This is a genomic window from Streptomyces sparsogenes subsp. cuspidosporus, from assembly GCF_039532705.1.
Taxonomy (GTDB): domain Bacteria; phylum Actinomycetota; class Actinomycetes; order Streptomycetales; family Streptomycetaceae; genus Streptomyces; species Streptomyces sparsogenes.
On record NZ_BAAASD010000028.1, the window covers coordinates 63,345 to 76,868 of the forward strand.

Here is a 13,524-nt window from a genome sequence, read left to right on the forward strand (position 1 = left end):
GGTGGGCCCGCTACGGGCGGCAGGCCGCCCTACTCCCCCACCCGCCCCCACGCCCGCAGGGCCAGCCCCGGCTCGTCCGTCTTCTGGCGGGCCACCAGCAGGCCGTCGTCGGGGGCGAGGGCGGCGAGGACGACCAGGCCCAGGCCGTCCAGGGCCAGTGCCGGGCGGCTGGTGCCCGGCTCGCCCGACGGGGTCCACCACACGCCCGCCGTCTCGTGCTCCGTGGGGTGCGCCGCGACGGCCAGCCGCCCGCTCTTGGCGTCGCGGTGGGCCAGCACCGTGCAGTCGTGGCCGTCCACGGTCGTACGGACCACCGCGACCGGGCCCGTGCCCGTCTCCCCGCCCAGGGGGGCCGGTTCGCCCGCGCCGGGTCGCCAGGCCAGCACCTCGAGCCCCACCGCGTCGCGCCAGTAGTGGGTGACGGTGCCGGCGCCGGTGGCGACCCCGGCGGCGGAGCCCGCCTCGGGGCGTGCCGGGATGTCGTCGGCGCGTTGGTACGCGGCGCCGGGCTCGGGCTGGTGCCAGCGCAGGGCGCCGCGCGCCGCGGGCGCGAGCAGTTCTATGCGGCCGTCGGCGGCCGCGGTGGCGGACAGCCCGTCGAGCACGTCGGTGCCCTTGAGGTCGGTCCATCCGCCCCACTTGCCCTTGGCGTCCTGGCGCCGCGCGCTCACCCCGCGCCCGGCGTTGCGCACGAAGACGTGCACGGCCCCGGAGGAGTCCACGGCCGCGGCCGGCGCCCCGGTCCGCTGGGCCTTGCGGCGGTCCTTGGGGTGCGGGGTTCCGAGCGAGTGCCAGGCCGTGAGGGGCCTGCCCGTCTGGAACTGGGTGGCGTGCACGACGTCCACGTCCGGGCCGTCGCCGCCGCCCTGGCGGTGCCGCAGCCCCACCAAGTGGACGTAACCGTCCGCGCCCTGGGTCACCGTCAGCGCGGTCAGGCCCGCCACCTCCAGCAGCCGCGGCCCGGTCCACCGCGGGCCCCCGGGCCGCTCCTCGGTCCAGCGGGCGACGCCGCCCGCCACCGGTGCGTAGGCCGTGAGCCTTCCGTCCTTGCCGCGGAGCAACCGCAACGCCATGGCCCGCTGCAACCTTCCCTGACGTCGATCCCCTGGGGTGTGCCTCCACGGGGCTGGCGCGCCCCCTACTGACGCGACGCCACCCATAGTATTTTGCCTGCCCTATGGAAGGCCTGGTCGTCGTGGACGCGGCGAATGTCATCGGTTCGGTGCCCGACGGCTGGTGGCGGGACCGGCACGGCGCGGTCGAGCGGCTGCGGGACCGGCTCGCCGCCCTCGCCGGGCGCGGGCTGCCGCGGCGCCCCGGGGTCCCGGAGTGGGCCGGGCGACCGCCCGTGGACCTCGTGCTCGTGGTGGAGGGCGCCGCGCGGGAGGTCTCGCCCGTGCCGGGCGTGCGGGTGGAGCGGGCGGCCGGCAGCGGCGACGACCGGCTGGTGGAGGTGGTGGCGGCCCGCGAACCGGGGCGGCCCTGCCTGGTGGTGACCGCCGACCGCGAGCTGAGGGAGCGGGTGCGGGCGCTCGGGGCGGAGGTCACGGGCCCGCGCGCGGTCCGCCCCGCCGACTGAGCGGCCCGCCGGCGCCACGTACCCTTAGGCAAGCCTTCGCTAAGCGCGGGCCTGGGCCGGGAGTACGGAAGAGAGTAGGGCGAATGTCGGGAGTCGCGCGCCGTCGCGTCGGCTGGATATCCGCGGCGGCGCTGCTGCTCCTGGCCGCCGTGGCGGCGAGCCTGGCGATCGGCAGCCGCCAGATCTCCCTCGCCGAGGTCTACGACGCCCTGCTGCACGGCGGTACGAGCGACAACGCCCAGGTCGTACGGTCGCTGCGGGTGCCGCGGACCGTCATCGGCGTCATGGTGGGGGCCGCCCTCGCCGTGGCCGGCACCGTCCTCCAGGGCATCACCCGCAACCCGATCGCCGAGCCCGGGATCCTGGGCATCAGCCAGGGGGCCTCGCTGGGCGTGGTGTGCGCGATCGCCTTCTTCGGGGTGCACACGCTGACCGGTTACGTGTGGTTCGCGTTCGCGGGCGCGGCGGCCGCGGCGGTGTGCGTCTACGCGGTGGCCAGCGGCGGGCGCGGGGGCGCCTCCCCGGTCAAACTGGCCCTGGCCGGGGCCGCGATGAACGCGTTCATCGCCTCGGTGGTCTCGGCGATCGTCACCACCAACGCCCGGGCGCTGGACGAGTTCCGCTTCTGGGACGTGGGCTCGCTGAGCGGGCGGGACGCCACGATCGTCGGCCAGACCTGGCCGTTCCTGGCCCTCGGGCTGCTGCTGGTGCTGGCCATGGCCCGGGGTCTGGACGCGCTCGCCCTCGGCGACGACGTCGCCCGGGGGCTCGGCCGCAACGTCGCGCTGCTGCGGCTGGCCGGCACGGCGGGCGCGACCGTGCTGACCGGCGTCGCGGTCGCGGCCGCCGGGCCCATCGCCTTCACCGGCCTGGCGGTGCCGCACATCGCGCGCGCCCTCGTCGGCACCGCCCACCGCTGGCTGCTGCCCATGGCCGCGCTGCTCGGCCCGGTGATGCTCCTCCTCTCGGACGTCATCGGCCGCGTCGTCTTCCCGCCCTCGGAGGTGCCGGTGTCCGTGATGACCGCCCTGGCGGGCGTGCCGTTCCTGATCGCCCTGGTCCGCAGGAAGGCGGTGCCGGCCACGTGAGCGTGTCTTGGCGCGCTGCGCGGGCTGGACTGAGGAGCCGCGCAGCGACGAAGGAGCGAGCAGTGACGAGGGAAGCCCGCGCGCAGGAGCGCGCCAAGACTGAGCGGGAAAAGGGGCGCGTGTCTTGGCGCGCTGCGCGGGCTGGACTGAGGAGCCGCGCAGCGACGAAGGAGCGAGCAGTGACGAGGGAAGCCCGCGCGCAGGAGCGCGCCAAGACTGAGCGGGAAAAGGGGCGCGTGTCTTGGCGCGCTGCGCGGGCTGGACTGAGGAGCCGCGCAGCGACGAAGGAGCGAGCAGTGACGAGGGAAGCCCGCGCGCAGGAGCGCGCCAAGACTGAGCGGGGGGAAGGGGTGTGAGTACGTCACACGCTCGGCCGGCCGTGCGCGCCGCCGGATACAGCGTGGTCAGGGCCGGGCGGGGCAGCTTCCTGGTGCACCGGCGGGCCGCCGCGGCGGCCGGCGCCCTCGCCGCCGTGCTGGCCGTGGCCGTCGTGGCGTCGCTGTGCGTCGGCGAGTCGTTCGTCGCGCCGACGGAGGTCGTCCGCGTACTGCTGGGGCGGCCCAGCCCCGACGAACTGGTGGTGGGCACCCTGCGGCTGCCGCGCCTGGTGACCGGCCTGCTGGTGGGCGCGGCCTTCGGGGTGGCCGGCGCGCTGATCCAGACCGTGGCCCGCAACCCCCTCGCCAGCCCCGACGTCATCGGGGTGACGCACGGCGCGGGCGCCGCCACGGTCGCCGCCATGACCTTCGGCGTCACCTCGTACACCGCCCTGCCGTATGTGTCGGTCGGCGGCGGTCTGGCCGCCGCCGCGCTGGTGTACGTGTTCGCCTGGCGCAAGGGGCTCAGCGCCTCCCGCTTCGTGCTCATCGGCATCGGCATCTCGGTGGCCCTGGGCTCGCTGTCCCGGCTGTTCCTGACCAAGGGCGACTATCTGGTGGCCCAGCAGGCCAAGGTCTGGCTCACCGGGTCGCTCAACGGCCGCGGTTACGAGCAGGCCGCGCCGCTCGCCATGGCGCTGCTGCTGCCCGTGGTGCCGCTGCTGTGGGCGGCGCGGGCGCGGCGCGGGGTGTCGCTCGACGACGACACGGCCACCGCGCTCGGCATCCGGCTGGACCGGGTCCGGCTGGGGCTGAGCGCGATCGGGGTGGTGCTCGCGTCCGTCGCCACGGGCGCCGCCGGCCCGGTGGACTTCGTGGCGCTGCTGGCGCCGCAGATCGCCCGTCGGCTCGCCCGCACCGAGCAGCCTCCGCTGGTGTGCTCGGCCCTGACCGGGGCGCTCGTGGTGGTCGTCGCGGACCTGCTGGCCCGCAGGCTGTTCTCGCCGATCGAGCTGCCGGTCGGCGTGTTCACCGCCCTGGTGGGCGCCCCGTATCTGATGTGGCTGCTCATCCGCACCCGTAGCCGTTCCGGAGGCACCGCGTGACCGACAACCGCCTGACCGCGCGGGGGCTCACCCTCGCGTACGAGGACCGCACGGTCGTCGACGACCTCGACCTGGAGATCCCGCACGGGAAGGTCACGGTGATCGTCGGCCCCAACGCGTGCGGCAAGTCCACCCTGTTGCGGGCGCTCGGCCGGCTGCTGCGGCCGCGGCGCGGGGCCGTGCTGCTGGACGGCACCGAGCTGTCCCGGCTGCCCACCAAGCGGATCGCCCAGGCGATCGGGCTGCTGCCGCAGACGCCGGTGCCGCCGGAGGGGATCACGGTGGCGGACCTGGTCTCGCGCGGGCGGCAGCCGCACCAGAAGTGGTGGCAGCAGTGGTCGGAGGCGGACGAACGGGCCGTCGGCGAGGCGATGGAGCGCACCGGGACCGCCGACCTCGCGGACCGCCCCGTCGACGAGCTCTCCGGCGGCCAGCGGCAGCGGGTGTGGATCGCCATGGCGCTGGCCCAGGACACCGACCTGCTGCTGCTCGACGAGCCGACGACCTATCTCGACATCGCCCACCAGGTGGAGGTGCTGGACCTGGTGCGGCAGCTCAACCACGACCGCGGCCGCACCGTGGTCGCGGTCCTGCACGACCTGAACCAGGCGGCGCGCTACGCCGACCATCTGATCGCCATGCGGGGCGGCCGGATCGTGGCGCAGGGCGCGCCGGGTGACATCGTGACGGCCGAGCTGGTGCGGGAGGTGTTCGGGCTGGCCTCGGTCGTCGTACCGGATCCGGTGACCGGCGATCCGCTCGTGGTGCCGGGCGCCCCGCGGCGGTCGGGGGACGGGGGCGCTGCTACCGCAGCAGCCACAGGCCACATAAGGTAAGCCTCGCCTAAGAACTTGCATGACAGGAGCCTTGCCATGTCCTACCGACGTCGCGGTACCGCCGCCGTCGCCCTCGCCGTCGCCGCCGCGCTCTCCCTCGCGGCCTGCGGCTCCTCCGGCAGCGGGAAGGAAGGCGACGGCGGGCAGGGCGGCAAGAAGTCCGTCTCCAAGGACGGCAAGGACTTCGCGAGCGCGGCCGAGAAGACCGCCGCGATGGGCACGGACGCCAAGCCCGGCGAGTGGCCGCGCACCATCGACCACGCCATGGGCAGCACCGAGATCAAGGCCCAGCCGAAGCGAGTGGTCGTGCTGGACGTCGGCGAGCTGGACAACGTGGTGTCGCTCGGCATCAAGCCGGTCGGCCTGGCACCCACCGAAGGCTCCCCGGAGCTGCCCTCCTACCTGAAGAAGGAGGCGGGCGACCCGAAGAACGTCGGCACCATCAACAACCTCAACCTCGAGGCCATCGCCGCGCTCAAGCCCGATCTGATCCTCGGCAGCCAGCTGCGCGCCGCCGACAAGTACGACGAGCTGTCGAAGATCGCGCCGACCGTGTTCTCCATCCGCCCCGGCTTCACCTGGAAGCAGAACTACCTCCTCAACGCCGCCGCGCTCGACAAGACGGCCAAGGCGAAGGAGGAACTCGCCGACTACGACAAGAAGGTCAAGGCGCTGGGCAGGAAGCTGGGCGCCGAGAAGCCGACCGTCACCATGCTCCGGTTCCTGCCCGACGGCGTGATCCGCCTCTACGCCAACGCCTCGTTCATCGGCACGATCCTCAAGGACGCGGGCATTCCGCGCCCGAAGAACCAGGACATCGAGGACCTCGCCGCCGAGATCAGCGCCGAGAACATCGACCAGGCCGACGCCGACTACATCTTCACCGGCGTCTACGGCGACCCGAAGGCCACGGACCGCTCCAAGGCGCAGGGCAATCCACTGTGGAAGAACCTGAAGGCGGTCAAGGCCGGCCACGCCTACGACGTCCCGGACGAGACCTGGTACCTGGGCCTCGGGGTGATGGCGGCGGGCGAGGTCGTGGCGGACCTGGAGCGGCACCTCACCGCTTAGGCCCACCGGACAGGGCCTAACGCCCGGCCGGGGGCGGCGTCCTGGCGTCGCCCTCCGCCGCGCCCAGCCTGCTGTGCGCGCGCCCGTACAGGAAGTACAGGACGAAGCCGATCGCCATCCACACCCCGAACCGCACCCAGGTCTCGGTGGGCAGATTCAGCATCAGCCACACCGAGGCGGCGATCGAGGCCACCGGCAGTACGGGCACCCAGGGGGCGCGGAAGGCGCGGGGCAGGTCGGGGCGGGTGCGGCGCAGCACGAGGACGCCGAGGGCGACCACCACGAAGGCGAAGAGGGTGCCGATGTTCACCAGCGCCGCCAGCTCGGAGATGCTGGTGAACCCGGCCACGACGGCGATGACGACGCCGAGCACGATCGTCGAGCGGTACGGCGTGGCGTACTTCGGGTGGACCTTCGAGAACATCCTGGGCAGCAGTCCGTCGCGGCTCATCGCGAAGAAGACGCGGGTCTGCCCGAGCAGCAGGATCATGCAGACGGTGATGAGCCCGATGGCCGCGCCGAAGCTGATCAGGCCCGCGTAGAAGGGGTGCCCGGTCGCCTTGAAGGCGTCGGCCAGCGGGGCGTCCACCGACAGTCGGGTGTACTTCTGCATGCCGGTGACCACCACCGACACCGCGACGTACAGCACGGTGCAGATGAAGAGCGAGCCGAGGATGCCGCGCGGCATGTCCCGCTGCGGGTTCCTGGTCTCCTCGGCCGTGGTGGCCACGATGTCGAAGCCGATGAAGGCGAAGAAGACCACGGCGGCGGCGGTGAAGATGCCCTGGACGCCGAAGGTGGTCTGCTGGTAGCCGAACATCACCTCGATCAGCGGGGCCTTGAGCCCCTCGCTGGAGACCGTGCCCCGGGCCTCGGGGATGAAGGGGTGGTAGTTGTCGGTGTTGATGAAGAAGGCTCCGGCGATGATGACGAGCAGCACCACGGTCACCTTCACCGCCACCACGACGGCGGTGATGTGGGCGGACAGCTTCATGCCCAGGACCAGGATCGCGGTCAGCAGCAGCACCAGCAGGAAGGCGAGGATGTCGAAGCCGAAGCCGTGGGCCGCGTCGGGGCCGGACAGCGCGGCCGGCAGGTGCCATCCGATGTTGTCCAGCAGCGAGCGCACATAGCCGGACCAGCCGACCGCCACCACGGCGGTGGCCAGGGCGAATTCCAGGACCAGGTCCCAGCCGATGATCCAGGCGGGCAGTTCGCCGAGCGAGGCGTACGAGAAGGTGTACGCGGAGCCGGCCACCGGCACGGTGGAGGCGAACTCGGCGTAGCACAGCGCGGCCAGCGCGCAGGCGATCCCGGCGGCCACGAAGGCGAGCGCGGTCGCGGGGCCCGCCTGTTGTTTGGCGACGGCTCCGGTCAGTACGAAGATGCCGGTGCCGATGATGACGCCGACGCCGAAGACGGTCAGGTCGAGGGCGGACAGCGTCCTGGTCAGGGCGTGCTCGGGCTCCTCGGTGTCCCGGATGGACTGCTCCACGGACTTGGTCCGGAACAGGCCTCCGCGACCCCTGGCCCCGCCCCTGCCCCCGCCCCTGTCTCCGCCCCTGTCTCCGGCGCCCCCGCTGCTGGGTTCTCTCGTGTTCACCGCGCCACCTCCACACCTGCCCGTGCGCGACATGGTTCTGCTAACCGGACATCGGGGATGTATGCACACTCTCGGGCATGACGGATTCACCCGATAGGGGCAGAAAGGCTCGGAAAAGTACTGGGCCGGTCGGAGCACCGCGCGTGTCGCGCGGTGCTCCGACCGGCCCGGCAAAGAAACCAGCCCTACGGAACCCGGCCCGCTACGGAAGCCAGTCCGGCGCGGAGCCCAGCCCGCTACAGAACTCGGCCCGCCGCGGAACCCGGCCCGCTACGGAACCCGGCCCGGCGCGGAGGTCAGTCGCGTACGGGCTCGGCGGCGGTGGGCGCCTTCGGCGCGGCCCCCGGCCCGGTGCGCTCGGCGGACCGGCCCGCCTCGGCCGACTCGGCGGACTGGGCCGCGTCGCTCTCGTAGCGTCCGCCGATCCTGGACACCAGGCCGGTGACCTGGCGGGCGATGTCGGGGGCGGTCAGCCCGATCTCCGCCATGACCTCCTTGCGGGAGGCGTGGTCGAGGAAGCGCGGCGGGATGCCGAAGTCGCGCAGCGGCATGTCGACCCCGGAGTCGCGCAGCGCCTGCGCGATGGCGGAGCCCACGCCGCCCACCCGGATGTTGTCCTCGACGGTGACCACGACGCGGTGGCGCTCGGCGAGCGCGGGCAGCTCCTCGTCCACCGGCTTGACCCAGCGCGGGTCCACCACCGTGGTCGAAATGCCCTGCTTGTCCAGAAGGTCCGCTACTTCCAGGCACATCGGGGCCAGCGCGCCGACCGACACCAGCAGAACGTCCGGCCGCTCCGCGTCCGCCGGGGCGGGCTCGCGCAGCACGTCCATGCCGCCGATCCGGCCCACCGCGCGCACCGCCGGGCCGACCGCGCCCTTGGAGTAGCGCACCACCGTGGGGGCGTCCGCCACCTCCACGGCCTCGCGCAGCTGGGCGCGGACCTGATCGGCGTCGCGCGGGGCGGCGATCCGCAGGCCCGGGACGACCTGGAGCAGCGACAGGTCCCACATGCCGTTGTGCGAGGCGCCGTCGGTGCCGGTGATCCCGGCCCGGTCGAGCACGAAGGTCACCCCGCACCTGTGCAGCGCCACATCCATCAGGACCTGGTCGAAGGCGCGGTTGAGGAAGGTGGCGTAGACCGCGAAGACCGGGTGCAGCCCACCGGTGGCCAGGCCCGCCGCCGAGACGGCCGCGTGCTGCTCGGCGATGCCGACGTCGAAGACCCGGTCCGGGAAGCGCTCGGCGAACTTGGTGAGGCCCACCGGGTGCAGCATCGCCGCGGTGATCGCGACGATGTCCTCGCGCTCCTCGCCGAGCCGGACCATCTCCTCGCCGAAGACCGAGGTCCAGTCGGCGCCGGCCGCGGTGACGGGCAGCCCGGTGTCGGGGTGGATCGGGCCGATGCCGTGGAAGCGGTCGGTCTCGTCCTGCTCGGCCGGGGTGTAGCCGCGCCCCTTCTCGGTGAGGCAGTGCACGATGACCGGGCCGCCGAAACGCTTCGCCCGCTGCAGCGCGGACTCCAGCGCCTCGATGTCGTGGCCGTCGATCGGGCCCACGTACTTCAGCCCCAGGTCCTCGAACATGCCCTGCGGGGCGATGAAGTCCTTGAGCCCCTTCTTGGCGCCGTGCAGCGTCTCGTACAGCGGCCGGCCGACCACCGGGGTGCGCTCCAGGATGTCCTTGCCGCGGGCAAGGAAGCGCTCGTAGCCGTCGGTGGTGCGGAGGGTGGCCAGGTGGTTCGCCAGGCCGCCGATGGTCGGCGAGTACGACCGCTCGTTGTCGTTCACGACGATGACCAGCGGGCGGTTCTTGGCCGCGGCGATGTTGTTGAGCGCCTCCCAGGCCATGCCGCCGGTGAGCGCGCCGTCCCCGATGACCGCGACCACGTGGTCCTGCTTGCCCAGCAGCTCGTTGGCCTTGGCGAGCCCCTCGGCCCAGCCCAGCACGGTGGAGGCGTGGCTGTTCTCGATGACGTCGTGCTCGGACTCGGCCCGCGAGGGGTAGCCGGACAGCCCGCCCTTGCTCTTCAGCTTGGAGAAGTCCTGGCGTCCGGTGAGGAGTTTGTGGACGTACGACTGGTGGCCGGTGTCCAGCAGCACCTTGTCCCGGGGCGAGTCGAAGACCCGGTGCAGGGCGATGGTGAGCTCCACCACGCCGAGATTGGGCCCCAGGTGGCCACCGGTCTTCGAGACGGCGTCGACGAGGAAGGTGCGGATCTCCGCGGCCAGCTGGTCCAGCTGCTCCGGAGTGAGCCGGTCCAGATCACGCGGTCCCCTGATGTGGGTCAGCAGCACCCGTGCCTCCTCGCTGTCGAGCGTCTTCGTCGAGCCTTACCGGTCCGCCCGAGTCTAATGTTCCGGCCGGGCGGCCATACGCCGGTCCATGCGATCCGCGTCACGCGGACGGCGGCAAAAACACCCGTGCCCGGCACCGTCTGCACCAGACGGCACCGGACACGTGAGGTTGGGCACAGGCGAGCCGGGCCGCGAAGGGCCTCAGCCGCGCCCCGCCGAGCGCTGCGTCCTGCGCGACACCGAGTCGATCACGACCGCGGCCAGCAGCACCGCGCCGGTGATCATGTACTGCACGGAGTTCGCGACGCCCAGCAGGCTCATGCCGGACGCGATGGAGCCGATGACCAGCATGCCCAGCAGCGCCGACCAGACCGAGCCACGGCCGCCGAAGAGGCTGGTGCCGCCGATGACCGCGGCGGCGATCGCCTCCATCAGCAGGTTGCCGGTGCCGGCCTGCTGGCTCGCCGAACCGATCCGGGAGGCGATCATGATTCCGCCGAACGCGGCCATGAACCCGGACAGGGCGAACACCGAGATCCGCACCGCCACCACGTTGATGCCCGCGCGGCGGGCGGCCTCGACGCTGCCGCCCAGCGCGATCACCTTGCGCCCGTACGAGGTGCGGCGCACCACGAAGTCGAGCACGAGCAGCACCACCACGAGGATGACGGGCGCCAGCGGCAGGCCCATGTACTCGTTGAGCCGCCAGGCCGCCGCGTACGCGATGACCGCCAGCACCGCGGTGCGCACCAGGATCTCGCTCAGCGGCCGGGAGGGTATGCCGGCCGCCTTGCGGCGCCTGGCCCCCAGGAACTGGGCCAGGAAGAACACGGCCACGGCGACCGTCGCCGCCCCGTACGCGGCGATCAGCTGCGAGAAGTAGTGGCTGGACAGGGTCTGCACAAAGCCGTCGTCGTCGAGGTCGATGGTGCCGGTGGTGCCCAGCACCTGGAGCATCAGCCCGTTCCAGGCCAGCAGCCCGGCGAGGGTGACCACGAAGGCCGGGACGCCGATCTTGGCGAAGAAGAAGCCGTGCAGCGCGCCCAGGGCGGCGCCGAGGGCCAGCGCGATCAGCACCGCGAGCCCCTCGGGCACCCCGTGCCGGGTCGTGAGCACCGCCATGGTGGCCGCGGCCAGGCCGCTGAGCGAGCCGACGGACAGGTCGATCTCGCCGAGCAGCAGCACGAAGACGATGCCGACGGAGATCAGGCCGGTGCCGACGATGAGGATCGACAGGTCGGAGAGGTTCTTGGGCGACAGGAAGGCGTCGTCCTTGAACTGGTAGACGGCCCAGATCACGGCGATGCCGACGATGACCGGGAGCGCGCCCAGCTCACCGCTGCGCAGCTTGCGGCCGAACTCCTGGACGTAGCCGCGGAAGCCTTCCTGACGCACCAGCAGCCGGGGGTCCACCGCGGTGATCGCGTCCCCCGCGACCGGGGCCGCGTCCGGCGGGCCGTCGCCGTTGGTCTTGTCGATTTCGGTGGTCACTTGGCGGCCTCCGCGTTACGCGCCTTGCGGCGGGTCACGGCGTTGTCCGTGGCGCCGGTGATGGCAGAGATGATCTCTTCTTGAGAGGTGGTCTTCACATCGAAGGTGCCGTTGTTGCGGCCGAGCCGCAGCACCGCGACCCGGTCCGCCACGGCCTTCACATCGGCCATGTTGTGGCTGATGAGGACGACCGCGAGGCCGCGCTCGCGCAGCCGCTCCACCAGGTCGAGGACCTGCGCGGTCTGCTCCACGCCGAGGGCCGCGGTCGGCTCGTCGAGGATCACCAGCTTGGGCTCGCCGAGCATCGAGCGGGCGATGGCGACGGTCTGCCGCTGGCCGCCGGACAGCGAGGCGATCGGGATCCGCACGCTGGGGATGCGGATGGACAGGGTCTGCAGCAGCTCGCGGGAGCGGCGCTCCATCTCGACCTCGTCGAGCACCCCGGCGCGCCGGATCTCGCGGCCGAGGAAGAGATTGCCGACCACGTCGATGTTGTCGCACAGGGCGAGGTCCTGGTACACGGTGGCGATGCCCAGTTCCTGGGCGTCGTGCGGGCGGGTGACCTGGACCGGCCTGCCCTCCCACTCGACGACGCCCTCGTCGGCGGGGCCGACTCCGGCGATCGCCTTGACGAGGGTCGACTTGCCGGCGCCGTTGTCGCCCACCAGGGCGACCACTTCACCGGCGTGGACCTCCAGATGTATGTCCGTCAGCGCCTGGACGGCGCCGAACCGCTTGGAGATCCCGCGCAACGCCAACACGGGTTCGTTCGGCACGATGGCCATCTCCGATCTGAGCAGGGGCGGGCCCCTGCGGTGTAACGGAGGGGAGAGAGCGCTCTCCCCCCGGTGGGGGTGGTATCGACGGAGGGGGCGGGCCGCCCGTGGGCCACGGGCGGCCGGGGCCGCGCTACTTGATGCCGAGCTTGTCGCACTCGGCCTTGTACTTGGCCGTGCAGATGTCGGCGACCTTGTACAGGCCGTCCTTGACCACGGTGTCCTTGATGTTGTCCTTGGTCATCGACACCGGCGGGATCAGGGTCGCCGGGATCTTCTTGGTGGTCGGGCTGTCGGCCGTGGTCTCCGCCGGGACCTTCTCGCCGCGGCCGAGCGCGAGGGCCATCTTGGCCGCGGCCACCGCCTCCTGGCCATAGGGCTTGTACACGCTCATGTACTGCGTGCCCGCCAGCACCCGCTGGACGCCCGCGAGTTCTGCGTCCTGGCCGGTGACCGGGGGCAGCGGCTTGACCCCGCCGGCCTTGAGCGCGTTGATGGCGCCGCCGGCCATGGTGTCGTTGGCCGAGTAGACGCCGACGATGTTGTCCTTGCCGAGCGAGTTGATCGCACCGGTCATCGCCTTGTTGGCCTCGTCCGCGAGCCAGCGGTCGACGTCGTACTTCTTGCCGATGTCGACCTTGCCCTCCAGGACGGAGAGCGCGCCCTTCTTGAACAGGGCGGCGTTCGGGTCGGCCTCCCAGCCGTTGAGCATGACGATCTTGCCCGACTTGGCCTTGTCGCCGAGCGCCTTGAGCAGCGCCTCGCCCTGGACCTTGCCGACCGTCTCGTTGTCGAAGGAGGTGTACGCGGAGACCGGGCCCTCGGCGAGCCGGTCGTACGCGACGACCGGGATGCCGGCCTTGTCGGCCTTCTTGACCGAGCTGGAGATGGCCTTGGAGTCCACGGAGTCGAGGATGATCACGTCCACGTTCTTGGTGATCATCGAGTCGACCTGCTGCTGCTGGACGGAGGTGTCCGACTTGGCGTTGGCGTAGATCACCTTGCAGTCAGCGCAGTTCGCCTTGATCTCTTTCTCGATCAAGGGGTGGTCCATGGCTTCGTATCTGGCGGTCTGGTCTTCGGGAAGGAGCAGGCCGATGGTGAGCGGGCCGGTCTTCTTCTTTTTGTCGTCCTTGCTCTTGTCGGCTTCCTTGGCGGAGCCGCAGGCTGCGAGCGAGACCGCCATGGAGACGGCGGCCGTGGCGACGACGACGCGACGCATCGTTGCGTTCATGGTGGGGGTGACCTCCCTGACGAGGCCGCGTCATTGCGGCCGAGGTGGCTGGAAGTCAACTCGGCCGTCTGCATGGCGTCAAGAAGTAAATCCTTAACGAGATGGCAACGGTGCCATTCATTATCT

The 13,524-nt window shown here is 72.0% G+C and carries 11 protein-coding genes; 5 read left to right on the forward strand and 6 right to left on the reverse strand.

Features of this window, described 5'->3' with window-relative positions; all coding sequences use genetic code 11:
• Positions 1-29 precede the first annotated feature (29 nt).
• Positions 30-1,073, reverse strand: a complete 1,044-nt coding sequence (locus ABFY07_RS27675) for a PLL family lectin (protein ID WP_346177083.1) — start codon at positions 1,071-1,073, stop codon at positions 30-32.
• Between the two features lie 104 nt (positions 1,074-1,177).
• On the opposite strand from ABFY07_RS27675, the gene ABFY07_RS27680 reads away from it, so the two are divergent.
• The 5 genes from ABFY07_RS27680 (at position 1,178) to ABFY07_RS27700 (ending at position 5,997) form a co-directional block, all read left to right on the forward strand.
• Positions 1,178-1,579: an NTP pyrophosphohydrolase gene (locus ABFY07_RS27680; RefSeq protein WP_346177084.1), complete on the forward strand. Its 402-nt coding sequence runs from the start codon at positions 1,178-1,180 to the stop codon at positions 1,577-1,579.
• A gap of 83 nt (positions 1,580-1,662) precedes the next feature.
• Positions 1,663-2,667 (forward strand): FecCD family ABC transporter permease, encoded by a 1,005-nt coding sequence (locus ABFY07_RS27685; RefSeq protein ID WP_346177085.1) that lies wholly within the window; start codon positions 1,663-1,665, stop codon positions 2,665-2,667.
• A gap of 352 nt (positions 2,668-3,019) precedes the next feature.
• Positions 3,020-4,090 (forward strand): FecCD family ABC transporter permease, encoded by a 1,071-nt coding sequence (locus ABFY07_RS27690; protein WP_346177086.1) that lies wholly within the window; start codon positions 3,020-3,022, stop codon positions 4,088-4,090.
• Positions 4,087-4,926 carry an ABC transporter ATP-binding protein gene (locus tag ABFY07_RS27695; protein ID WP_346177087.1) on the forward strand — a complete coding sequence of 280 codons (840 nt, stop codon included), beginning with the start codon at positions 4,087-4,089 and terminating at the stop codon, positions 4,924-4,926. Before ABFY07_RS27690 ends, ABFY07_RS27695 begins: the two co-directional genes overlap by 4 nt.
• Positions 4,927-4,962: 36 nt before the next feature.
• The gene (locus ABFY07_RS27700; protein WP_346177088.1) at positions 4,963-5,997 is read left to right on the forward strand and encodes an ABC transporter substrate-binding protein; all 1,035 of its coding nucleotides are present in this window, start codon (positions 4,963-4,965) and stop codon (positions 5,995-5,997) included.
• Between the two features lie 16 nt (positions 5,998-6,013).
• Here the strand turns inward: ABFY07_RS27700 and ABFY07_RS27705 are convergent, their stop codons facing one another.
• The 5 genes from ABFY07_RS27705 to ABFY07_RS27725 form a co-directional block, all read right to left on the reverse strand.
• Positions 6,014-7,492, reverse strand: coding sequence for an amino acid permease (locus ABFY07_RS27705; RefSeq protein WP_346177089.1), 1,479 nt, complete (start codon positions 7,490-7,492; stop codon positions 6,014-6,016).
• A gap of 404 nt (positions 7,493-7,896) precedes the next feature.
• The gene (gene dxs / locus ABFY07_RS27710) at positions 7,897-9,897 is read right to left on the reverse strand and encodes a 1-deoxy-D-xylulose-5-phosphate synthase (protein WP_346177090.1); all 2,001 of its coding nucleotides are present in this window, start codon (positions 9,895-9,897) and stop codon (positions 7,897-7,899) included.
• A gap of 201 nt (positions 9,898-10,098) precedes the next feature.
• Positions 10,099-11,388: a sugar ABC transporter permease gene (locus tag ABFY07_RS27715; protein ID WP_346177091.1), complete on the reverse strand. Its 1,290-nt coding sequence runs from the start codon at positions 11,386-11,388 to the stop codon at positions 10,099-10,101.
• Positions 11,385-12,173, reverse strand: coding sequence for an ATP-binding cassette domain-containing protein (locus ABFY07_RS27720; RefSeq protein ID WP_346177092.1), 789 nt, complete (start codon positions 12,171-12,173; stop codon positions 11,385-11,387). Before ABFY07_RS27720 ends, ABFY07_RS27715 begins: the two co-directional genes overlap by 4 nt.
• Positions 12,174-12,297: 124 nt before the next feature.
• Complete coding sequence (locus ABFY07_RS27725; protein WP_346177093.1) at positions 12,298-13,398, reverse strand: substrate-binding domain-containing protein; 1,101 nt, start codon at positions 13,396-13,398, stop codon at positions 12,298-12,300.
• Positions 13,399-13,524: the final 126 nt, after the last annotated feature.